Source organism: Streptomyces sp. NPDC058671, assembly GCF_042716475.1.
Lineage (GTDB): Bacteria > Actinomycetota > Actinomycetes > Streptomycetales > Streptomycetaceae > Streptomyces.
The window spans coordinates 271,184-291,978 of the sequence record NZ_JBHXSA010000005.1; the positions used below are offsets into that span (position 1 = coordinate 271,184).

19 protein-coding genes are annotated in these 20,795 nt (G+C 72.8%); 12 read left to right on the forward strand and 7 right to left on the reverse strand.

Annotated elements, in window-relative coordinates:
- Positions 1-29: 29 nt before the first annotated feature.
- Positions 30-947: a TIGR03619 family F420-dependent LLM class oxidoreductase gene (locus ACFWV2_RS08895; RefSeq protein WP_384403880.1), complete on the reverse strand. Its 918-nt coding sequence runs from the start codon at positions 945-947 to the stop codon at positions 30-32.
- Positions 944-2,194, reverse strand: coding sequence for an MFS transporter (locus ACFWV2_RS08900; protein WP_384403883.1), 1,251 nt, complete (start codon positions 2,192-2,194; stop codon positions 944-946). The genes ACFWV2_RS08895 and ACFWV2_RS08900 overlap by 4 nt, the downstream gene beginning before the upstream one ends.
- A gap of 213 nt (positions 2,195-2,407) precedes the next feature.
- Between ACFWV2_RS08900 and ACFWV2_RS08905 the strand changes: the two genes are divergently transcribed.
- Together ACFWV2_RS08905 and ACFWV2_RS08910 are read left to right on the forward strand one after the other, a co-directional pair.
- On the forward strand, positions 2,408-4,078 hold the full coding sequence (locus tag ACFWV2_RS08905) for a glutamate--tRNA ligase (protein ID WP_384403886.1): 1,671 nt from the start codon (positions 2,408-2,410) through the stop codon (positions 4,076-4,078).
- A gap of 78 nt (positions 4,079-4,156) precedes the next feature.
- Positions 4,157-5,155 (forward strand): TAXI family TRAP transporter solute-binding subunit, encoded by a 999-nt coding sequence (locus ACFWV2_RS08910; protein ID WP_384403889.1) that lies wholly within the window; start codon positions 4,157-4,159, stop codon positions 5,153-5,155.
- A gap of 34 nt (positions 5,156-5,189) precedes the next feature.
- Here the strand turns inward: ACFWV2_RS08910 and ACFWV2_RS08915 are convergent, their stop codons facing one another.
- Both ACFWV2_RS08915 and ACFWV2_RS08920 read right to left on the reverse strand, forming a co-directional pair.
- The gene (locus ACFWV2_RS08915) at positions 5,190-6,617 is read right to left on the reverse strand and encodes an ATP-binding protein (protein WP_384403892.1); all 1,428 of its coding nucleotides are present in this window, start codon (positions 6,615-6,617) and stop codon (positions 5,190-5,192) included.
- An 18-nt stretch (positions 6,618-6,635) separates the two neighbouring features.
- A complete protein-coding gene (locus ACFWV2_RS08920; RefSeq protein WP_384403895.1) occupies positions 6,636-7,349 on the reverse strand; it encodes a response regulator transcription factor in 714 nt (237 codons plus the stop codon).
- Positions 7,350-7,636: 287 nt separating this feature from the next.
- Here ACFWV2_RS08920 and ACFWV2_RS08925 point away from each other — a divergent pair, with 287 nt between their 5' ends.
- From ACFWV2_RS08925 to ACFWV2_RS08960, 8 genes are all read left to right on the forward strand, one after another.
- Entirely contained in the window at positions 7,637-8,434 is a 798-nt protein-coding gene (locus ACFWV2_RS08925; protein WP_384403898.1) for an amino acid ABC transporter ATP-binding protein, read from the forward strand.
- Positions 8,435-8,487: 53 nt separating this feature from the next.
- Positions 8,488-9,309, forward strand: coding sequence for a glutamate ABC transporter substrate-binding protein (locus ACFWV2_RS08930; RefSeq protein WP_384403901.1), 822 nt, complete (start codon positions 8,488-8,490; stop codon positions 9,307-9,309).
- A gap of 120 nt (positions 9,310-9,429) precedes the next feature.
- Positions 9,430-10,104: an amino acid ABC transporter permease gene (locus tag ACFWV2_RS08935; RefSeq protein ID WP_384403904.1), complete on the forward strand. Its 675-nt coding sequence runs from the start codon at positions 9,430-9,432 to the stop codon at positions 10,102-10,104.
- The gene (locus ACFWV2_RS08940; protein ID WP_384403907.1) at positions 10,101-10,991 is read left to right on the forward strand and encodes an amino acid ABC transporter permease; all 891 of its coding nucleotides are present in this window, start codon (positions 10,101-10,103) and stop codon (positions 10,989-10,991) included. Before ACFWV2_RS08935 ends, ACFWV2_RS08940 begins: the two co-directional genes overlap by 4 nt.
- A 191-nt stretch (positions 10,992-11,182) precedes the next feature.
- Complete coding sequence (locus ACFWV2_RS08945; RefSeq protein ID WP_384403910.1) at positions 11,183-12,895, forward strand: FAD-dependent monooxygenase; 1,713 nt, start codon at positions 11,183-11,185, stop codon at positions 12,893-12,895.
- Positions 12,896-12,942: 47 nt separating this feature from the next.
- A complete protein-coding gene (locus ACFWV2_RS08950; protein ID WP_309544753.1) occupies positions 12,943-13,014 on the forward strand; it encodes a putative leader peptide in 72 nt (23 codons plus the stop codon).
- Positions 13,015-13,114: 100 nt separating this feature from the next.
- Positions 13,115-13,669 (forward strand): cysteine dioxygenase, encoded by a 555-nt coding sequence (locus tag ACFWV2_RS08955; RefSeq protein ID WP_384404027.1) that lies wholly within the window; start codon positions 13,115-13,117, stop codon positions 13,667-13,669.
- Positions 13,666-14,073: a rhodanese-like domain-containing protein gene (locus ACFWV2_RS08960; RefSeq protein ID WP_384403913.1), complete on the forward strand. Its 408-nt coding sequence runs from the start codon at positions 13,666-13,668 to the stop codon at positions 14,071-14,073. The genes ACFWV2_RS08955 and ACFWV2_RS08960 overlap by 4 nt, the downstream gene beginning before the upstream one ends.
- 222 nt (positions 14,074-14,295) lie before the next feature.
- On the opposite strand, the gene recX is transcribed toward ACFWV2_RS08960, so the two are convergent.
- Both recX and recA read right to left on the reverse strand, forming a co-directional pair.
- Positions 14,296-14,862, reverse strand: coding sequence for a recombination regulator RecX (gene recX, locus ACFWV2_RS08965; protein WP_384403916.1), 567 nt, complete (start codon positions 14,860-14,862; stop codon positions 14,296-14,298).
- A gap of 4 nt (positions 14,863-14,866) precedes the next feature.
- The gene (gene recA, locus ACFWV2_RS08970; protein WP_384403919.1) at positions 14,867-16,009 is read right to left on the reverse strand and encodes a recombinase RecA; all 1,143 of its coding nucleotides are present in this window, start codon (positions 16,007-16,009) and stop codon (positions 14,867-14,869) included.
- A gap of 419 nt (positions 16,010-16,428) precedes the next feature.
- Between recA and ACFWV2_RS08975 the strand changes: the two genes are divergently transcribed.
- A complete protein-coding gene (locus ACFWV2_RS08975) occupies positions 16,429-17,364 on the forward strand; it encodes a sigma-70 family RNA polymerase sigma factor (protein ID WP_384403921.1) in 936 nt (311 codons plus the stop codon).
- Between the two features lie 83 nt (positions 17,365-17,447).
- On the opposite strand, the gene ACFWV2_RS08980 is transcribed toward ACFWV2_RS08975, so the two are convergent.
- Positions 17,448-18,986: an IucA/IucC family protein gene (locus tag ACFWV2_RS08980; RefSeq protein ID WP_384403924.1), complete on the reverse strand. Its 1,539-nt coding sequence runs from the start codon at positions 18,984-18,986 to the stop codon at positions 17,448-17,450.
- Positions 18,987-19,033: 47 nt separating this feature from the next.
- Here ACFWV2_RS08980 and ACFWV2_RS08985 point away from each other — a divergent pair, with 47 nt between their 5' ends.
- The gene (locus ACFWV2_RS08985; protein ID WP_384403927.1) at positions 19,034-20,788 is read left to right on the forward strand and encodes an IucA/IucC family protein; all 1,755 of its coding nucleotides are present in this window, start codon (positions 19,034-19,036) and stop codon (positions 20,786-20,788) included.
- The last annotated feature ends 7 nt before the right edge of the window (positions 20,789-20,795 follow it).

A 20,795-nucleotide genomic window follows, 5' to 3' on the forward strand; every position in this document is an offset into this window, starting at 1 on the left:
CCCGCCCTCCCCGTCGCTCCGCCGCCGGGTCATCGTACGCGGCCGGCGTCCACGTCGATGACCTCCTTGACCAGGGTCTCCAGGACGTCGAGGTCCCGTGCGGTGCGGCCCGCCTCCCGCCGGTCGCCCGGGTAGGTGGGGTCGAGCACCACGGCTCGCGCGCCCAGGTCCTGGAGCAGCCCGAGGTCGTCGGTGATCTGGGCGAGCGTGCCCTCGCCGAGCAGCCGCCCGGGGCCCGTCGGGCGCGGGGTGAGACGGAGTTTGATGCGGGGGGACACGTCGGGCACCGGCAGCTGCTGCTCCTCGGCGATCCGGCGCAGCGCGGGCAGTCCGACGCCGGTGAGCCAGTCTCCGGTGACGGAGGTCGGGTGCCAGGCGTCCCCCAGGCGGACGGCCCTGCGGAGCGCTCCGGGGCTGTGTCCGCCGACCCACACGGGCGGGCCCGGCCGCTGCACGGGAAGAGGTCCGGTGCGCAGGTCGCGGAAGGAGACATGAGCACCCTCGAAGGAGGCGACCTCGTCGGCCCAGCACGCCTTGATCGCGGCGAGGTACTCGTCGCTGATGGCGCCGCGCCTGTGGTGGGGGACGCCGAGAGCGGCGAACTCCCCGGCGGCCCAGCCCGCCGCCGCGCCGAAGACGAACCGGCCGTTGCTGAACCGGTCGATGTTGGCGGCGACGCGGGCGGTGTGCACGGGATGGCGGTACGGGAGGATCGTCACCGTCGTACCGAGGCCCACGGTCCTGGTGACCCCGGCGAGCCAGGCGAGGGTGGCGAGGGGGTCGTAGAACGGGGCGGGGAAGAGGTGCTGGACGTCCGGGGTGAGCGCCACGTGGTCGGAGACCATGGCGTAGTGGTAGCCCATCGACTCCACCCGCAGCGCCCAGCCGGCGAGGGCGTCGGGGGTGGCCTCGGGGCCGTAGTTGGGCAGGTTGACGCCGAACTTCATGGGGTGTTCCTTTCCGGGACGTCGGCCGCGGCATCGGCCGTGGCTCCGGTCCCGTGGGCGTGGGCGTGGTCCGCGGTGCGCCGGCCGGTCGCGGCGTCGCGCCGGGCGAGCGCGCGTACCGCGGTGAGGTGGAAGAGGACTCCCGCGAGCGCGACCCCGGCGGCGGGGAGGGGGAGCCAGCGGGCGTCGAGTCCGTGGGCGAGGGCGAGGCCGCCGAGCGCGGAGCCGACGGCGCCGCCGAGGTAGGTGGCGGAGCTGTTGAGGCCGACGGCGGCGGCTCCCCCTTCGCCGTCCCGTGCGAGCAGCCGGTGCTGCTGCGGTACGACGAAGGCCCAGCCGACGGCGCCCCACACGAGGAGGGGAAGGAGCACGAGGCCGGGTACGGTTCCGGCCCAGGGCAGCAGTGCCAGGGCGGCGCCGAGGGTGCCGAGCAGGGCGACGGCGAGGAGCGCGGGCCTCCCGGTCCGGTCGACGAGGGTGCCGGCGAGGAGGCTTCCGCAGACTCCGCCGATGCCCCAGACCCAGAGGTGGGGCACGGCGCTGCCGACGGCGGCGACCCGGTGGAGCACCGGTTCCAGGTAGGTGTAGAGCCCGAGGCTGGCGACGGTCTGGGTGAAGGTGACGGCGACGACGACGGTCACCCGGGGCCGGGCGAGTGCGCCGATCCTGGCCCGCAGGGAGGGCGCGGCCGCTCCCCGGACCGCCGGGAGGCCGGTGGCGACGCCGAGCAGGGCGAGCAGGCCGAGGCCGGTGATCAGCCAGAGGGCCGTCCGCCAGCCCGAGTGGCCGGCGACGAGCAGCCCCAGCGGCACACCGAGGACGGTGCCCGCGCTCATCCCGCCGAGGACGAGGCCGAGGGCGCGTCCGCGTCGCTCGGGCGGCACGAGCGCGACGGCGGCGGTGGCGGCCGCCGGGGTGAAGAGGCCCGCTCCGGCTCCGGCGAGGGCGCGGGTGCCGAGGAGCCCGGCGTACGAACCGGTGAGCGCGGTCCCGGCGTTGGCCAGGACGAAGACGACGAGCGCGGCCACGAGGAGCGCGCGGGTGCCGCGGCGGGCGAGGCCGGCGGAGAACAGCGGCGCCGCGAGGGCGTAGCAGAGGGTGAAGGCGGTGACGGACTGCCCGGCGAGGGGGACGGAGACGTGCAGGTCGGCGCCGATGCCGGGGAGCAGTCCCGCCATCGCGTAGGCGTCGGTGCCGATGGCGAAGGAGCCGAGTGCGAGCGGGGCCACCGCGCGCGTGCCGCCCATCACGCCCCCTCCCGTGTACGTCGTGCGGACCGGTCCCGAGGACGCTACTGACCGGGCGTGCCCTCCTGCGCCCACAGCGCGGGAGTGGCTTCGGAGTTCCGCAGCCTCGCGTCTCCGCTCCGCTCGAACGGGCCGGTCACATGCCTACGGTGGACCGATCGAGGAACTCCCGAGGAGGTCCTGGATCGCGACGAACCCAGGAGGGAGTCCACCGTGCTCGACCTGTCCGTCATCAACGCGATGTTCCCGCCCGATCTCCCGGAACCGGCCTACTGGGAGCGGCGGTTCCCACCGCGCGTCCTGCCGGCGGGTGCCGAGGTGACGCGCTTCGCTCCGAGCCCCACCGGGCACCTGCACATCGGCGGCCTCTACACGGCGGCCGTGGCGCGTGCCCTGGCCCACCAGTCGGGCGGTGTGCACGTGCTCAGGGTCGAGGACACCGACCGTTCGCGCCGCGTGGCGGGCGCGGCGGAGGAGTTCTCGCGGCTCCTCGGCGCCTTCGGGCTCGCCCCCGACGAGGGCGGGGTCGCCGGGAGCGGCGCCTGGGGCCCGTACCTCCAGTCGGAGCGCCGGGACGTCTATCTCAGCCATGTGCGGGAGCTGCTGCGGCGGGGCCGCGCGTACCCCTGCTTCTGCGACAAGGACCGGCTGGCCCGGAGTGCGGAGCAGCAGCGGGCGGGGCGCTCGCCGCTGGGCTACTACGGCCGGTGGGCGCCGTGCCGGACGCGGGCGCCCGAGGAGACGGCTCGGCTCCTGGCGGCGGGTGAGCCGTACGTGGTGCGGTTCCGCTGCCCGTACGAGTTCCCCGGCCGGGTCCGGTTCACGGACCGTATCCGCGCCTCGGTCACCCTTCAGGACAACGGCAACGACATCGTCCTGCTCAAGTCCTCGCAGGAGGAACCACCCCTGCCGACCTACCACTTCGCGCACGTCGTGGACGACCATCTGATGCGGGTGTCGCTGGTGGTGCGGGGCGAGGAGTGGCTGTCGTCGACGCCGGTCCATCTCCAGCTGCACACGGCGCTCGGCTTCGAGCCGCCCGCCTACGCGCATCTCGCTCCGCTGATGAAGGCCGAGGGGCCGTCGCGGCGCAAGCTCAGCAAGCGCAAGGACCCCGAGGCGTCGGTGGACTACTACCTCGCGGCGGGCTATCCGCCGGCCGCCGTCCAGCACTACCTGCGCGGTCTCGCCAACATCCGGCTCATGGACGTCCCCACGGCCGAGGCGCTGTCCGCGCCCGTCCGGCTCGACGGCATGCGTACCTCCGGGCCCTTGCTCGACCTGCCGAAACTGCATTCGTTGAGCCGGGAGTTCATCGCCTCGCTGAGCCCGGACGAGCTGTACGGGCAGCTCCTGGCCTGGGCCGAGGACCACGACCCCGAACTCGCCTCCGTCCTGGCCCGGCACCGTGCCCTCGCCCTGACCGCCGTGGCCTCGGGCCGCCCCGAGGGGGCGCCCGCCCGCAAGGACCTGGACCGCTGGTCCTGCTTCCGCGATCGTTACGGCTTCTTCTTCACGGAGCTCTTCGGCCCCGTACCGGCCGCCGACGACGACCGCTACGGCGGTCTCGACCCCGAGCTGGTACGCCGGATCGCCGCCGGTTTCGCCCGGGACGTGAGCGCCCCGGCGCCGGACGCGTGGGGCGGGATCACTCCGGGCGAGTGGTACGGCACGCTCCGCGAGCTCGCCCGCCGGCACGGCTACGCGCCGGACACGGCCTCATGGCGCCGGGACCCGGACCGCTGGGCGGGCCCGCCGAGGGAGGTCGTGAACGTGATCCGGGTCGCGCTCACGGGCTCCACCCGCAGCCCCGACCTGTTCGCGGTGGCCCGGGTCCTCGGCCGGGACGAGGTCCTGCGCCGCCTCACCGCCGTGGCCGGGTGAGACGACAGGTACCGGCGTCCGCCGGTCCGGCGTCGGCGAGCCTGGCCAGGGGAGGCGGGGACCTGGCAGGATCGTGGCATGCCCGCCTCCCTCTCCCGTGCCGTCCGCCGCCGTGTCCTGGTGGTCGCGGCCGCGCTGCTCGCGGTGTGCGGGGTGCTGGTGTGGTGGCTGATGCCCTTCGGGTCTCCCGTGCCGAGCGGTTCGGTCACGTTCAGTACGGGCGTCCCCACAGGCGTCTACCAGCGGTACGGGAAGCTCCTAGACCAGGCCCTCGCCCAGGACCTGCCCGAGGTCTCGATAACGCTCCTGGACAGTGAGGGCTCTCAGCAGAACCTGGCCCGGGTCGCATCGGGCGAGGCCGACTTCACCATCGCGACGGCCGACGCGGTGGCCCAGTACCAGCGCGAGCGCAGGCCCGGCTTCGAGCGGCTGCGGGGCTGCGCCCGCCTCTACGACGACTACGTGCAGCTCCTTGTGCGCAAGGGCTCCTCGGTGCAGAAGGTGCAGGACCTGCGGGGCCTGCGCGTCGGCGTCGGCCAGGACGGATCCGGTGTACGCCTGATAGCGGACCGGGTCCTCGCGGCGGCGGGCCTCACCCCCGTACGTGACATCAAGGCGGTCTCGGCGGGCATCGACACCATGCCCGAGCTCCTGGAGCGGGGCCGGCTCGACGCGTTCTTCTGGTCGGGCGGACTGCCCACGCACGCGGTGCAGACCCTGTCCGAGCGCTTCGAGGTCCGGCTGCTCCCGCTGGACTCGACCCTGGTGGACCGGCTCCACGACGTGGGCGACTCGACCCGCCACTACCGGTCGGCGGTGATCCCCGCGGACGCGTACGCCAAGGCGCAGGACGGCCAGCCGATCGAGACGCTCGCCGTGGCGAACCTCCTCGTCACCACCGAGGAGGCCGACGCGGGCCTGGTGGAGGGCTTCACCCGTACGGTGATCAGAAGCCGGGACCGGATCGGCAGCCAGGTCCACCCGGCCCAGCTGGTGGACCTGCGGACCGCCGTCTACACGGACCCGCTCGCCCTCCACGACGGCGCCCGCCGCTACTACCGCTCGGTGAAGCCGTAGAGCCACGGCGCGGAGGAGCCGGGAGTTCGGGGGCCTACCGCTCGCCGAAGCCCCGCTCCGCCGCGTCCGGTGGCGCGTGACGCGGCACGGTGACCGTCACCCGCAGCCCGTGCGGTGCGTTCGGGGCGAACGTGAGGCTTCCGCCGCCCGCCGTCAGCAGGACGCGCGTGATGGACAGGCCGAGCCCCGAGCCCTTGACGTTCTGGTGCCGTCCGGAGCGCCAGAAGCGGTCGCCGACGCGGGCCAGCTCGTCCTCGGTGAGGCCGGGCCCCTGGTCGGCGACGACGACGGACACACTCCCCCCGCCGGGAGTCACCGCGACCGTGACGGCGACCTCCTCCCCCGCCGGCGTGAACTTCAACGCGTTGTCGATCACCGCGTCCAGGGCGCTGGAGAGGGCCACCGGGTCCGCCCAGGCCGTGACCGCGCCGCACTCCCCGGTCAGCAGGACACCCTTGTCCTCGGCGACCGGCCGCCAGGACACGACCCGCTCGGCGGTGAGCGCGCCGACGTCGACGAGCCGCAGCTCGGCGGCCGCGTGTTCGGCGAGCGCCAGGTCGAGGAGGTCGTCGAGGACCTGGGCGAGGCGCTTGCCCTCGGTCCGCACGGACGCGATCTCCTCGTTGCCCTCGGGGAGTTCGAGAGCGAGGAGCTCGATCCGCAGGAGCAGCGCGGCCAGCGGGTTGCGCAGCTGGTGGGAGGCGTCGGCGACGAACGCCCGCTGCTGTTCGAGTGCTTCCTCGACGTTGTCGGCCATCTCGTTGAACGAGAGCGCGAGCCGACGCAGTTCGGGCGGTCCGCCGGTCGCGGCGACGCGGGAGTTCATGCGTCCGGTGGCGATGTCGTGGGTGACGGAGTCGAGGACGCGGACCGGGCGCAGGACCCAGCCGGTGAGGCGGAAGGCGGCGACGACGGCGAGCAGCATGGCGGCGGACTCGCCCGCGAAGATGAGCAGCCAGCCGCGCAGGATGCGGGACCGGAGCTGTCCGGTGGGCGAGTCGGTGACGACGACGGCGACGACGTCACCGTCGCGGACGACCGGGGAGGCGATGGTGAGCCGTGCGTGGGGCTGCCAGGGCCACACCTGGGGCGGGTCGTGGCTGCGGCGGCCGAGGAGCGCCTCGCGGAAGGCGCGGCGGCCCTCCCCCTCGTACGGGACGACCCAGTCCTCGGGTGCGGCGGCCATGGAGCGGTTGTTCCGGTAGAAGATCCCGGCGCGGATGCCGTACACGTCGTGGTAGCTGGCGAGTTCACCGCCGAGGGTGGTCCGTCGCTCGTCCGTGCCGGGGTTGGTCTCGTTGACGAACTGGGCGAGCGCGGCGAAGCGCGCGGCGTCGTCGAGCCGGTCGACGACGACCCGTTGCTGTTCCGACGCGGCGAGGCTGGCGGCGAGCGGGAATCCGAGGGCGAGCAGGACGCCGGCCATCAGGATGATGAGCAGCGGAAGGAGGCGGGTGCGCACGGAGGGACCGTCCGGCGGTTACGCGGAGGGGGCGACCAGGCGGTAGCCGACGCCCCGCACGGTCTCGATCAGGGCGGGCATGCGCAGCTTGGAGCGCAGGGAGGCGACGTGGACCTCCAGGGTGCGGCCGGTCCCCTCCCAGCTGGTGCGCCAGACCTCGCTGATGATCTGCTCGCGGCGGAAGACGACTCCGGGGCGCTGGGCGAGGAGGGCGAGCAGGTCGAACTCCTTGCGGGTGAGGGGGACGCTCTCGCCGTCGACGCTCACCCGGCGGGTGGGGAGTTCGATGGTGACGGAGCCGAGTCGCAGCTGCGTGCCGTCGGAGCCGGCGCCGGTCCCGCCCGTCTCCTCGGCGCCGGCGTGGCGCCGGCTGACGGCGTGGATCCGGGCGAGGAGTTCGCCGGGGTCGTAGGGCTTGACGACGTAGTCGTCGGCGCCGAGGTTGAGCCCGTGGATCCGGGAGCGTACGTCGCCGCGCGCGGTCACCATGATCACCGGGGTGGTGGTGAGCTTCCGGATGCGACCGCAGACCTGGTAGCCGTCCTGGTCGGGGAGGCCGAGGTCGAGCAGGATCACCCCGAAGGAGGGGCGCTCGCCCTGCGCGGTGGGCAGGACGGCCTGGAGCGCCTCCTCGCCGTTGCGGGCGTGGGTCACGCTGAAGCCGTGCTTGGCGAGGATCGCGGAGAGGGCGGCGGCGACGTGGTCGTCGTCCTCGACGAGCAGCAGTCGCATGCGTACCTCCTCCGTGGTGATCTGCCGATGGCGGCTCTCTGTGTACGAGTCTGTGTACCAGGTGGTACCTGGGCATGAACACCGATCTTCGGTGTCACAGTCAAGTGTCCCCCGGTGACGCCGGCGTTTCCGTCATGCAGCCGGTACGGCCCGAGGCGCGCCTCCTTCACCGGCCGTGTCCGGTTGCGGCCGGATCGTTATCCTCAATTTCCGCTCAGATGTGATGACGGTCATCACAGTGGGTCTCTAGTGTCCTCCCCAACCGAGGAGGACGGAGCAAGAGCCCGATGAGCGGAGAGTCTGTGTCCCAGCCAGTGCCCGGAGGGCCCGAGGACACCCCGCACGCCGCGGACGACCTGGTCGTACTGTCCGGCGTGAACAAGCACTTCGGCGCGCTGCATGTCCTCCAGGACATCGACCTGACGATCAGCCGCGGTGAGGTCGTGGTCGTCATCGGACCCTCCGGGTCCGGCAAGTCGACGCTGTGCCGCACGATCAACCGGCTGGAGAGCATCGACTCCGGCTCCATCACCATCGACGGCAAGCCGCTGCCCGAGGAGGGCAGGGAGCTGGCCCGGCTGCGGTCCGACGTCGGCATGGTGTTCCAGTCGTTCAACCTCTTCGCGCACAAGACGGTGCTCGAGAACGTGATGCTGGGGCAGATCAAGGTCCGCAAGACGGAGAAGAAGGCCGCCGAGACGAAGGCCCGCGCCCTGCTCGACCGGGTCGGCGTCGGCACCCAGGCGGACAAGTACCCGGCTCAGCTCTCCGGTGGCCAGCAGCAGCGCGTGGCGATCGCCCGCGCGCTGGCGATGGACCCGAAGGTCATGCTCTTCGACGAGCCGACCTCCGCGCTGGACCCCGAGATGATCAACGAGGTCCTGGAGGTCATGCAGCAGCTGGCCCGGGACGGCATGACGATGGTGGTCGTCACCCACGAGATGGGCTTCGCGCGCTCCGCCGCCAACCGGGTCGTCTTCATGGCCGACGGACGGATCGTCGAGCGGGCGACGCCCGAGGAGTTCTTCAGCAACCCGCGCAGTGACCGCGCCAAGGACTTCCTCTCCAAGATCCTTCACCACTGAGCGAGTTCGGGCCTATTCTTCCCCACTCACGCCTAGTAAAGGGACATTCCTCCATGAAGCTTCGCACCACCTCCGCGGCCGCCGCGGCCGCCGTCGTCCTCGCCCTGACCGCCACGGCCTGCGGCGGCGGTTCGGACTCCGGCAGCAACGGCGACAAGATCAACATCGGTATCAAGTTCGACCAGCCCGGCCTTGGCCTGAAGACCCCGGACGGCAAGTACGCCGGCTTCGACGTCGACGTCGCCCGTTACGTCGCCAAGGAGCTCGGCTACGCCGAGGACAAGATCAACTGGAAGCAGGCGCCGAGCGCCGAGCGCGAGAACCTGATCAAGAACGGTGACGTCAAGTTCGTCGTCGCCAGCTACTCGATCAACGACAAGCGCAAGAAGGAGGTCGACTTCGCCGGCCCGTACTTCGTGACCCACCAGGACCTCCTGGTGCGCGCCGACGACGGCTCGATCACCAAGGTCGAGGACCTCAACGCCAAGAAGCTCTGCTCGGTCACCGGCTCCACCTCCGCCCAGAACGTCAAGGACAAGCTGGCCCCGAAGGCCGACCTCCAGCAGCTCGGCGGCTACTCCGAGTGCCTGACCGGCCTGGAGAACAAGGCCGTCGACGCCCTGACCACGGACGCCTCCATCCTCGCGGGCTACGCCGCGCAGAAGGAGCACCAGGGCAAGTTCAAGCTCGCGGGCCTCTCCATGAGCGACGAGAACTACGGCATCGGCCTCAAGAAGGGCGACGACGAGCTCAAGGGCAAGATCAACAAGGCCCTGGAGAAGATGGTCTCCGACGGCAGCTGGGACAAGCTCGTCAAGCAGCACTTCGGCCCGTCGGGCTACAAGAACGACCCCGCGCCGAAGATCGCCGGCTGACCCGTTCCGCCCGGTCCGTGACGGCCGCCCCGAGCGGGGCGCCCGTCACGGACCGGCACCGGCCGCTGCCCACGCACGGCCTCCACACCGACCGACCACCAGGGGAGAGCGCGGGGCATCGTGTTCGACTTTCTTGATTCCGGGCAGTACGACCTGCTCGGCGCCTTCTGGGTGACGGCGCAGCTCGCCCTCTACTCGGCGATCGGCTCGCTGATCTGGGGCACCGCACTGGTCGCGATGCGCGTCAGCCCGGTCCCGATCATGCGCGGCTTCGCCACCTCGTACGTCAACCTCGTCCGGAACACCCCGCTGACCGTGGTCATCGTGGCCTGTCTGCTGGGCCTCAACCAGACCCTGCTCATCACACTCGGCGGCGACCGCTCGGAGGACATCGGCTTCCGGCTCGCGATCCTCGGCCTCGTGGCGTACACCGGCACCTTCGTCTGCGAGGCGCTGCGCTCGGGGATCAACACCGTTTCGCCGGGTCAGGCCGAAGCCGCCCGCGCGCTGGGTCTCACCTTCACTCAGGTCCTCACGTCCGTGGTCCTCCCGCAGGCGTTCCGCGCCGCGGTGACTCCGCTCGCCAACGTCCTGATCGCCCTGACCAAGAACACCACCGTCGCGGCCGCCATCGGCGCCGCCGAGGCGGCGGTCCTGATGAGGGAGATGGTCGAGAACGAGGCCGACGCCCTCTTCGTGGTCTTCGGCATCTTCGCCTTCGGCTTCATCGTTCTCACCCTCCCCACCGGCCTCTTCCTGGGCTGGGCGGCCAAGCGACTGGCGGTGAAGCGATGAGTTCCGTCCTGTACGACAACCCCGGACCGCGCGCCAAGCGGCGGAACGTCCTCTACACGATCGCCTTCCTGGTCGTCCTCGTCCTGGTGGGCTGGTGGGTGCTGGCCGCCCTGGACGAGAAGAACCAGCTGGACGCGGACAAGTGGAGCCCGTTCGTCACCGACTCCGAGGTCTGGACGACGTACCTGCTGCCGGGCCTCATGGAGACCCTCAAGGCCGCCGCGCTCTCCATCCTGATCGCGCTGCCCCTCGGCGCCGTCCTCGGCATCGGCCGGCTCTCCGACCACCGCTGGGTACGGGTGCCCGTCGGCGCGGTCGTGGAGTTCTTCCGCGCCATCCCGGTACTCCTCCTGATGGTGTTCGCCAACCAGGTCTACCGTGAGTTCACGGCCGTGAGCTCCGACTACCGCCCGCTCTACGCGGTCGTCACCGGCCTGGTGCTCTACAACGCCTCCGTGATCGCCGAGGTCGTCCGCGCCGGTGTGCTCTCGCTGCCCCGCGGCCAGGGCGACGCGGCCGTGGCGCTCGGCATGCGCAAGGGCCAGACCATGATGAACGTCCTGCTGCCGCAGGCCGTGACGGTGATGCTCCCGGCCCTGGTCGGCCAGCTCGTCGTGATCGTCAAGGACACCGCGCTCGGCGGCGCCCTGCTCGGCTTCTCGGAGCTGCTCAGCCAGAACCGGCAGATCACGGCCAACTACGGCGCCAACACGATCGCCACCCTCGTGGTCATCGCGTTGATCTACATCGCCCTGAACTTCGCCCTGACCAGCTTCGCGAGCCGGCTGGAGAAGCGCCTCCGTCGCGGCAAGAAGTCCCCCGCCGTGACGCTCCCCGCCCAGGCGGGAGCCCCCGAGGTGCCGACGAAGACCGTCAGCGACGCCTGACCCCGAGGGGTTCGTGGGACAGCAGGGGTGGGCCGGAGCGGCACCGACCACAGGTCGGCCGCACCGCGCCCACCCCGTCGCTTGACGCACGCACCCTCAGTGGGTTGCATACGTTCTGTGATCAAGCACCGGGCTCGTGCCACACTCAGCTGTGCTGCCCCCATGACCGTCCGGCCGTCAGGAGCCGCGCCGTGGACCCGGTGATCATCGTGGGCGCCGGGCCGGTCGGCCTCGCGCTCTCCCTCGCGCTCGCCGCGCAGGGCGTACCCAGCGTCGTCCTCGACGAGAGTTCAGGAAAGGACGAGCCGCGCCCCGCCCGGAGCGTCGTCCTGCGCGCCGACACGGCCGCCATGGTGGAGCGCCTCGGCTGCACCACCCTCCGTGACGAGGGCGTCCGGTGGGTCGGCTGGCGCGGTATGCGCCGGCGCCAGCAGGTACGTCACTTCGCACTCGACCCGGGCCTCAGCGGTACGGAGGAGTGGTCCGAGGACCCTTCCTCGCCGGCCGCCCCGGCCGCGCCGCTGCACATCCCCCAGCACGCCCTCGCCCGCGGACTGCGCGACGCCATCACCCACCAGAAGCTCGTCCAGCTCGTCACCGAGGCCCGGCTCGACTCCGTCGAACAGGACCGCGACGGGGTCGTCGCCCACACCCGGGGACCGGAGGGCACCTGGTGGCGCGGCAGCCATCTCGTCGGCTGCGACGGAGCCCGCTCGACCGTACGCAAGCTCCTCGGCATCCGCTTCCCCGGGCGTACGGCGGTGGAGCGGCACGCCGTCGCCGCCCTGCGCACCGAACTCCCCTGGCCGGGCGAAGCCCTGCTGCACCGTCAGCCCCCGTGGCGGGGCGCCGCCGACGAGATCACCGCCCGCCCGCTGCCAGACGGGGTGTGGCGGATCGACTGGCTGCTGCCGCCCCGGGGTGACCTCGTCACCCCGGACGTGCTGGTCGGCCGGATCCGCGAGACCCTGGCCGGCTGGTGCGACGGGGTGACACCCCCGTACGAACTCATCGACACCGGCGTGCACACCCTGCACCACCGGCTCGCCCGTCGCTGGCGGGTCAACCGGGTCCTCCTGGCCGGGGACGCCGCGCACCTGCTCGGCGCGGTCGGCACCCAGGGCCTCGACGAGGGGCTCAGGGACGTGGACAACCTGGCCTGGAAACTCGCCCACACCTGGCATCACGCCGCCCCGGACCGACTGCTCGACAGCTACCAGAGCGAGCGTCGCGCGGCCGTCGCCCACCGGCTGCGCGCGGCGGACCAGTCGCTGCCGGTCCTGCGCGGCGGCGGAGGCCTGCGGACCTACCTGCCCGGCGCTGCGCGCGGTCATGACGCCCTGCTGACCGACGGCCATGTGGGGCGGGGCCCGCTCGGCGCGCCCCCCGCCTACCCGCACTCCCCCCTCGCCGCGCCGTACACCGAGGGCCGGACCCCCGTGGGCACCCCGGTGGGCGCCCCGGTCGAGGACGTCCGCGTGACCGCCCCGGACGGCGCGACCGTGCGGCTCAGGGACCGGCTCGGTCAGGGCCGCTTCCTCGTGCTCCTGGTCGCACCCGGTACCGGGGTGTGGGACCGGCGCCACTGGCAGGGAGCGGGGATGATGCCCCGGCTGGACGAGGCGGTCCGCGCCCTCCCCGCCAAGGCGGAGATCCTGGTCACCGAGGCGTACCCGGGTGCTCCGGCCCACGCCGTCCTGCTCGTACGGCCCGACGGGCACCTCGTCGCCGCGTTCTCCGGGGTCCGCCCCGACGAGCTGTACGCGGCGGCGGACGCGGCTCGCGGCGGCTCGGCGCCGGACGAGACGGCCGACGAGGTGAGCGCCGGGGCGGGCGTCGGGGTGGATGCCGAGGTGCCCGCTCCGGCGTCCCCGAAGGGTGCCCGCACGGCGGACATGCGTTGATTCCCACAGGCGCGCGTGGTGTACTCCGGAGCGTGACCGACACCGATGTGCGCCTGTGGCGGAGGGTCCATATGGATCTCGTCCGCTATGCGGGCTGCGTGTGTCGCCCGTCCTGCTGATCTCGCCCTCTCCCCGCGCGCCCCGCCACCGACGCACCCGCGTCCGTGTGCCGTCGCGCGCTCTTCGCGAACCTCAGGACGGTCACCCGTGTCTCTCCACATCCCCGCGCCCTCTCCATCCCCCTCTGCCTCCCCCACCCCCTCCCCGGTTGCTGATCCCCACGCCCCGACGGCGGCCGATCTGCTCGACTTCGTCCGGCGCACGGCAGCCGACCGGGAACTCGTCGACTCCCTGCCACTCGACCCCGAGGGTCGTACCTGGGTGCGGCTCGACGGCCCCGGCGGCAGCGAGGCCTGGCTCATCGGCTGGCCGCCGGGCACCGGCACCGGCTGGCACGACCATGCCGAGTCACTGGGCGCCTTCGCCACCGCGAGCGGCACGCTGACCGAGAACGCGCTCGCGGTCCGGCTCCCGGCGAGCGGCTGGAAGACCCTGGAACTGGCCGACGGGCTCGACCGTTCCCGCCGCCTCGGACCGGGAGGGAGCCGCGCCTTCGGCACCCACCACGTGCACGAGGTGCTCAACGAGTCCCCGGACACCCATGCCGTGTCCGTGCACGCCTACTATCCGCCGCTCCCGCTGATCCGGCGGTTCAGCCGGACGGGCGCGGTGCTCCGTCTTGAGCAGGTCGAGCGTCCGGAGGACTGGCAGTGAGCGACGAACGCGTAGGCATCGACGAGCTGTTGGAGCGGGTCAGGTCGGGGCTCGACCGGATCTCGCCCCGGGCCGCCCATGAGGCGTACGAGGCGGGTGACGCGCTCCTGGTGGACACCCGTTACGCGGCCCTGCGCGAACGGGACGGGCTGATCCCGGGCGCGCTGGTGGTGGAGCGCAACGAACTGGAATGGCGGCTCGACCCCCAGGGCAGCCACCGGGCGGCGGAGGCGGTGAGCCACGATCTGCGGGTGGTGGTGCTGTGCAACGAGGGCTATGCCTCCTCCCTCGCGGTCGAGTCGTTGCGTCGGCTCGGCCTTCACCGGGCGACCGACCTGATCGGCGGCTTCCAGGCATGGAAGGCCGAGGGCCTCCCGGTCCTCCCCCCGACGACCCGACACTGACGGGACCGCGGGCTCGGGACTCGGGGCCCGCGGGTTCCGGCCGTGGGTTCCGGCCGTGGGTTCCAGCTCCGGGTTCCAGGTTCCGGTTCCGGTTCCGGGCACCGGGCACCGGGCACCGGGCACCGGGCACCGGGCACCGGGCACCGGGCACCGGGAAGTCTTCCGTGGTCGACGGGCCCCGCTACCCCCTGGCGACGAGCCCTTCTGATTTCCCCCCGGAGATCAGAAGGGCTCGTCCAGCCCGTCCGTGTCCTCCCCCTCCGCCTCCAGCGCCTGGCGGACGACGCGGAGGGCCATGCCCTCGGGGTACCCCTTGCGGGCGAGCATCCCGGCGAGCCGGCGCAGTCGCCGGTCGCGGTCGAGACCGCGGGTGGCGCGCAGCTTGCGGGCGACCAGCTCGCGCGCCGTGGCCTCCTCCCGCTCGGAGTCGAGCTGCTCCACCGCCTCCTGGATGAGGGTCGGTTCGACGCCCTTGGTCCGCAGCTCGCGGGCGAGGGCCCGGCGGGCGAGGCCACGGCCGTGGTGGCGGGACTCCACCCAGGCCCCCGCGAAGGCGGCGTCGTCGATGAGCCCGACGTCCTCGAAGCGGGAGAGGACCTCCTCCGCCACCTCGTCGGGGATCTCCCGCTTGCGCAGCGCGTCGGCGAGCTGCTTGCGCGTGCGGGGGGTTCCGGTGAGCAGGCGCAGACAGATCGCCCGCGCCCGCTCCGCCGGATCCTGGGGTGACAGCTCCTTCTCGGCCCTCGACGATTCGAGGCTGCCACCCGGCCATTCGGTGCGACCGGTCACCGGTTCAGCTCTTGACCGCGGTGGCCTTGGTCGCCTTCGCGGTCTTGCTCGCGGGTGCCGGGACGCTCTTGGCGGCGTCGTCCACGCCGGTCGCGTCCGCGCCGGCGGCCGCCGCCGTGTCCGTCACCGGCTCGGTCTTCGCGGCCTCGGGCCGGACGCCGACGCCCAGCTTCTCCTTGATCTTCTTCTCGATCTCGTCGGCGAGGTCGGGGTTGTCCTTCAGGAAGTTACGGGCGTTCTCCTTGCCCTGGCCGAGCTGGTCGCCCTCGTACGTGTACCAGGCGCCGGCCTTGCGCACGAAGCCGTGCTCCACGCCCATGTCGATCAGACCGCCCTCGCGGCTGATGCCCTGGCCGTAGAGGATGTCGAACTCGGCCTGCTTGAACGGGGGCGCGACCTTGTTCTTGACGACCTTGACGCGGGTGCGGTTGCCGACCGCGTCCGTGCCGTCCTTGAGGGTCTCGATGCGACGGATGTCGAGGCGCACCGAGGCGTAGAACTTCAGGGCCCGGCCACCGGTCGTGGTCTCCGGCGAGCCGAACATCACGCCGATCTTCTCGCGGAGCTGGTTGATGAAGATCGCGGTGGTCTTGGACTGGTTGAGCGCGCTGGTGATCTTCCGGAGCGCCTGGCTCATCAGGCGGGCCTGGAGACCGACGTGCGAGTCGCCCATCTCGCCCTCGATCTCCGCACGCGGGACGAGCGCGGCGACGGAGTCGATGACGATCAGGTCGAGGGCGCCGGAGCGGACCAGCATGTCGACGATCTCGAGGGCCTGCTCGCCGTTGTCCGGCTGGGACAGGATGAGGTTGTCGATGTCGACGCCGAGCTTCTTGGCGTACTCGGGGTCGAGGGCGTGCTCGGCGTCCACGAAGGCGACCTGGCCGCCGGCCTTCTGCGCGTTGGCGACGGCGTGCAGGGTGAGGGTCGTCTTGCCGGAGGACTCCGGTCCGTAGACCTCCACGACACGGCCGCGCGGCAGTCCGCCGACACCGAGCGCGATGTCGAGGGCGGTCGATCCGGTGGAGATCACCTCGATCGGCTCCTGGACGCGGTCACCCATGCGCATCACGGCGCCCTTGCCGAATTGGCGTTCAATCTGTGCGAGTGCGGCGTCGAGCGCCTTCTCGCGGTCGGTTCCTGCCATGGGTTCCACCCGGTTTGCTTGAGTCGATCGCTTCATGTGAAAGACGCTAACCCCTGCCACTGACAATGGGCCCCGACGTCCCCTCCGGCCTGTGGACAACTCGTCGGCAGGCCCGCGCCGAGCCCGCCGTTCCCGGGGCCGGACTTCCATGAGAATGGATGTTCGATTTCAGTGTCAAGCGCACCACGCCCGGGCCGCGCTCCCCGCCGCGCCTGCCACGTGACCGCTGACCTCGACCAGCTCCATCGAAGGAAAGCGCCCGACAAGAGGTGACCCACGTCACATGCGACTCCTGTCAGCATGCACGACTCCGTCCCGTTCAAGACGCACGCGAACGAGACAGGAGCCGAGCCATGCAGCAGATCCCGTCCGCCGGCTCGAGGTACCACGGGAACCCCACCCGCCCTAGGGTGCTCCGCATGGACAGCGCAGCCGTCGATCGCTTCGAGGCCAGCCGGGGCCGGCTGGCCTCGCTGGCGTACCGTCTGCTCGGCTCCGCGACCGACGCCGAGGACGCGGTGCAGGACACGTTCCTGCGCTGGCAGGCCGCGGACCGCGAGCGGGTCGAGGTGCCGGAGGCGTGGCTGACCAAGGTCGCCACCCGTCTCTGCCTCGACCGGCTCCGCTCCGCGCAGGCGCGCCACGAGCGGGCTGCCGGGGACTGGCTGCCCGAGCCGCTCCTCGCGGGCGACCCGATGCTCGGTCCCGCCGACACCTACGTGCAGCGCGAATCGGTGTCCTTGGCCGTACTGGTCCTCATGGAGCGCCTCTCCCCGGTCGAGAGGGCCGCCTACGTCCTGCGCGAGGCCTTCTCGTACCCCCACGCGGAGATCGCCAGGATCCTCGACATCACCGAGTCCGCGAGCCAGCAGCATGTCCACCGGGCCCGCCGCCGGGTCGCCGCCGAACGCCGCGGTGGTGAGGTGGACCCCGCGTCCGCGCGCAGGATCGTCGAGGAGTTCCTCCTCGCCGCCACGTCGGGGCGCACCGATCGGCTGGTGGAGATGCTCACCGCCGACGCGACCGCGGTCTCGGACGGCGCAGGTCTGCTCAGGCGGCTGCTGCGGTACGAGACACGCGGGCGCGTCGCCTCCTTCGTGCGGGCCGGCTTCACGCCCACGCCGGCGAAGCGGCGGCAGGCCGGTGGCCCCCTCGCGTTCCACATCGCGCTGGTCAACGGTTCCCCGGCCGCTCTCGCCGTGGTCGACGGCAAGGTCGTGGGCGCGGCGGCGTTCGAGATCAGCGACGGCCGGATCGCGTCCCTGCGCGGCATCGCCGCCCCGGACCGCCTGACCCGCCTCAACGACGCCTGGGAACGGCGCGAACCCGACGCTCCGGTCATCGAGGCATGGTGACCGGAGCACCGGCTTGTCTCCCTCCCCGTGGGACCGCGTACCCGGCGTGCGCTGCGACGCTCCGCACCGGACCCGCCGGTCACTCAGCCACCGTGAACCCGCGGTACCTGCCGGTCGCGCCCCGCGGGTACCCCGGGATGCGGAAGTCCCGTCCACAGGTCCCCACCGCCGTCCGGCCCCAGTCGCATCAGGGTGAGCGCCTTCGCCGGGAGCGGTTCCGCCCGCAGGGCGCGCAGGTCCGGGGTGGGTGCGAGGTCCCGGGTCGCCGCCTCCAGGACGGTGCCGAGCGTCGGCGCGTCGCCGGCCAGGGGGCCGAGCGCCCCGGTGACCAGGCTGCCGAGGACCTTGCGGCGGAGCACGGCCGGGTCGTCGTTGAGGAGTCGGCCGGTCACCGGCGGGGCCGGCACGCCGTGCCGGGCCAGACGGGCGGGGCTGATACGGATGTCGGCGAGGTCCCGGTAGACGAGGCGCCTCGTCCGGCCCTCGGCGTCGACGACGGCGAGCAGGTTCTGGCCGTGCGCCTCCAGGGCCACCCCGAGGTCGAGCAGGTCCAGGCAGGCGCCGAGGGCGAGGCGCGCGAACTCCACGACCCGGTCGAGCCGTTCATCCGGCGTGTGAGGTGCGAGCAGCGCGGGAAGGACGGCGACGGGCACGACCCGTTCCCCGGCCGCCGCGTCCGCGTGGACGTGGGGTGACTCGCGAAGGAGCGCCGCGAGGTCGGCGTCTCCCGCCCCCGCCACCGCGACCGTCCGCGCGATGCGCAGACGCCCGTCGAGACGGGCGACGAGCCGCTCGACGAAGTCGGACGTCGCCACTGCGTGGGTGACCGTGTACGCCGAGATGTCCCGCACGGTCGACGTGAGCCGTGTGCTCAGCGCCGTCTTGACGTGCGTGTCCCCGCCGACGTCGAGCGTACGCAGGGACATCAGGGGGTGCGCCGCCGGACCGGGCCGCAGCGGCAGGCCGGACAGGACGTGCTCGGCCTGCCAGGGGTGTACGGGGATCAGCACGGCGGCGCCGTCGCGCAGCTCGCGGGGCCATGCCCCCGACACGGCGGCCCCCTCGACCCGGGCCAGGCGCAGGGCGACCAGGAGCCGGTGCTCCGGCGCGTACGCGAGCTGCTCGGCGGCGGAGAAGCCTGGCCGGGAGCGGCAGCCCGGGTGGTACGGATGCCCGTCGGTGTCCTTCTGCTCCCACTCCCACGGGTGGGCCGGCGGGGCCGGCCGAGGGGCCGTGCGCGAGAGGGCCAGCGACGCGACGCTGTGGTCGAGCTCGGCGGCGAACCGGTCGCCTCGTGGCACGGCCAGGGCCGCCACCAGTTCAGCCGGATGGTCGTACCGGACGCCGTCCAGGTCGAGGCCGGTCACCGATGCCGCCGTCGCCCAGGGATCGGAGGCGGGGCCGTGCAGCCGCCGCCCGTCGTCCAGGCGCAGGGCGACGCCTTCGCGGTCGCCCGTACGCGTGGCGATCCAGGGCAGCGGCTCGTGGACGAGACCGCGCCACAGCCGGGTCAGCACCGCGGCCCTGGCGCCGGGGAGTTCCGCGGCGTACCGGGTCGTGAGCCCCGGCCGGACCGCGTCCAGCTCGGCGGCGACGGCCCGCTCCGCGGCAGTTCGGCACATGCGGATGTTCTATCGCGGCCGCGTGCGATCCACACATACTGAGGTCGATGAACGCACTCACGCGGACCGCCGACGCGTTGGCGGTGACGCCCCTGCTCACCTGCCTGCTCCGCGAGGCCACGGACCCGGCGGGGGACCCGGCGGAGGGCGTGGTGGGGAGTGCGGAGGAGGACTTCGCGGAGGGCCAGGCGGCGGACGTCACGGATGACCCGGCGAAGGACGTGCCGGAGGACCCGACGGAACACCCGGCGACGGACCCGCCGCCCCACCCGTCGGAGCACTCGACGACGGACCTGCCCCAGAACCCGACGGAACACCCGGCGAAGGACCCGCCGCCCCACCCGGCCCCCATCACCCCCGCCCCCACCGTCCACCGTCTCCGCAGCACCGGCCGCCTCCTCCGGGTCCGCCCCGGCCACCGCCCCTCCGGTGCCGAGCTGTGGACGGGGCGCGCCTGGCGGCCCCTGCGCCATGCCGGGCTCGTCGACCTCGCGGTCGAGGAGATGTGCGCCTCCACCGGCCGCCCCAACCCCGCCCTGGCCGCCGAGATGGCCGCGAGCCGTACGGCGGTGAGGGCCGTGCTGGCCGCGCGTGCCCGCACGGCGCCGCCCGAGGACCTCTGGCTCCGTTCCGAACAGGCACTGGTCATGGGTCACCCCTGCCATCCCGCCCCCAAGGCGCGTACCTGCGACGGCCCGGCTGCCGCCTGGCTGCGCTACGCGCCCGAGGCGTACGCCCGGTTCCCGCTCGTGCTGCTCGGCGTACGCGACGACGCGGTCGTCGAGGACGGCGACACCGGGGCCCTGGACGCCCTCGGCGAGGCTCCCCCCGGCTACCGTCTGCTGCCCGCCCACCCCTGGCAGCTGGAACTGTCCGAGCGGTCCACACGCGTGCGTGCCGCGTTCGCCGAGGGCCGCCTCGTCCGGCTGGGCGTCACGCCCCGGCCCGCGCGGCCGACGGCATCCGTGCGCACCCTGCACCTTCCGGGCGACGCCTCCCGGGAGGGCGGGGACCTGTTCCTGAAGTTCAGTCTCGACGTCCGGATCACCAACGACGTCCGTCGGTTGCGCCGCCATGAGCTGCTCCACATGCGCCGTACGGACCCGCTGGTCAGTGCGGCCTTCGCCGCCATGGACGGCCCGGCGGGCTGGCTCAGCGACCGCGGCTACCGCACGGTGGACAACCTGTTCGAGACCTGCGCCGTCGTCGTCCGGGACGGCCTCGACCGTCACCTGGCCCCCGGTTCGACCGCCGTGCTGGCCGCCGCGCTCGCCGAGGGCTTCCCCGGCAACCCCCTCGACCGGATCGACGATCCCCGGCCGTGGTGGTCGGCGTATCTGCGGTGTGTCGTGACGCCCGTCCTCGAGGCGTTCGCCCGCTTCGGCGTCGTCGTGGAGTGCCATCTGCAGAACACGCTGATCGGCGTGGACGCGCGCGGCGTCCCCGTCCAGTCCGTGTTCCGTGACGCTGAGGGCGCCAGGACGATGCCCCCGACGCCCCGCGAGTCCGCCTGGCGCAGGCTCGTCTACTGCCTCGTCGTCAACAACCTCTGCGAGATCGCCGGCGCGCTCACCCACCGCTTCCCGGGGTCCGGCCCCGCCCTGTGGGCCCTGGCCCGCGCCGAGTTCGAGCGGGGCGGCCCCATGCCGGTGCTTCCCGACGTCAAGGAGCTGCTCGACTCCTCCACCCTGCCGGCCAAGGCCAACCTGCTCTCCCGCTGGGTCGGCGCGGAGGCGACCGCCCCCCACTACTGCCCCGTGCCCAACCCGCTCGCGGACGGCAGGGCACGGCACCTCCCGTAGTCGGCCC

What these genes read in the sequence shown, in the direction of transcription:
- ACFWV2_RS08895 (WP_384403880.1), bottom strand. Translation starts at nt 947, where the DNA reads ATGAAGTTCGGCGTCAACCTGCCCAACTACGGCCCCGAGGCCACCCCC.
- ACFWV2_RS08900 (WP_384403883.1), bottom strand. Translation starts at nt 2,194, where the DNA reads ATGGGCGGCACGCGCGCGGTGGCCCCGCTCGCACTCGGCTCCTTCGCC.
- ACFWV2_RS08910 (WP_384403889.1), top strand. Translation starts at nt 4,157, where the DNA reads ATGCCCGCCTCCCTCTCCCGTGCCGTCCGCCGCCGTGTCCTGGTGGTC.
- ACFWV2_RS08920 (WP_384403895.1), bottom strand. Translation starts at nt 7,349, where the DNA reads ATGCGACTGCTGCTCGTCGAGGACGACGACCACGTCGCCGCCGCCCTC.
- ACFWV2_RS08925 (WP_384403898.1), top strand. Translation starts at nt 7,637, where the DNA reads ATGAGCGGAGAGTCTGTGTCCCAGCCAGTGCCCGGAGGGCCCGAGGAC.
- ACFWV2_RS08930 (WP_384403901.1), top strand. Translation starts at nt 8,488, where the DNA reads ATGAAGCTTCGCACCACCTCCGCGGCCGCCGCGGCCGCCGTCGTCCTC.
- ACFWV2_RS08940 (WP_384403907.1), top strand. Translation starts at nt 10,101, where the DNA reads ATGAGTTCCGTCCTGTACGACAACCCCGGACCGCGCGCCAAGCGGCGG.
- recA (WP_384403919.1), bottom strand. Translation starts at nt 16,009, where the DNA reads ATGGCAGGAACCGACCGCGAGAAGGCGCTCGACGCCGCACTCGCACAG.
- ACFWV2_RS08975 (WP_384403921.1), top strand. Translation starts at nt 16,429, where the DNA reads ATGGACAGCGCAGCCGTCGATCGCTTCGAGGCCAGCCGGGGCCGGCTG.
- ACFWV2_RS08980 (WP_384403924.1), bottom strand. Translation starts at nt 18,986, where the DNA reads ATGTGCCGAACTGCCGCGGAGCGGGCCGTCGCCGCCGAGCTGGACGCG.
- ACFWV2_RS08985 (WP_384403927.1), top strand. Translation starts at nt 19,034, where the DNA reads ATGAACGCACTCACGCGGACCGCCGACGCGTTGGCGGTGACGCCCCTG.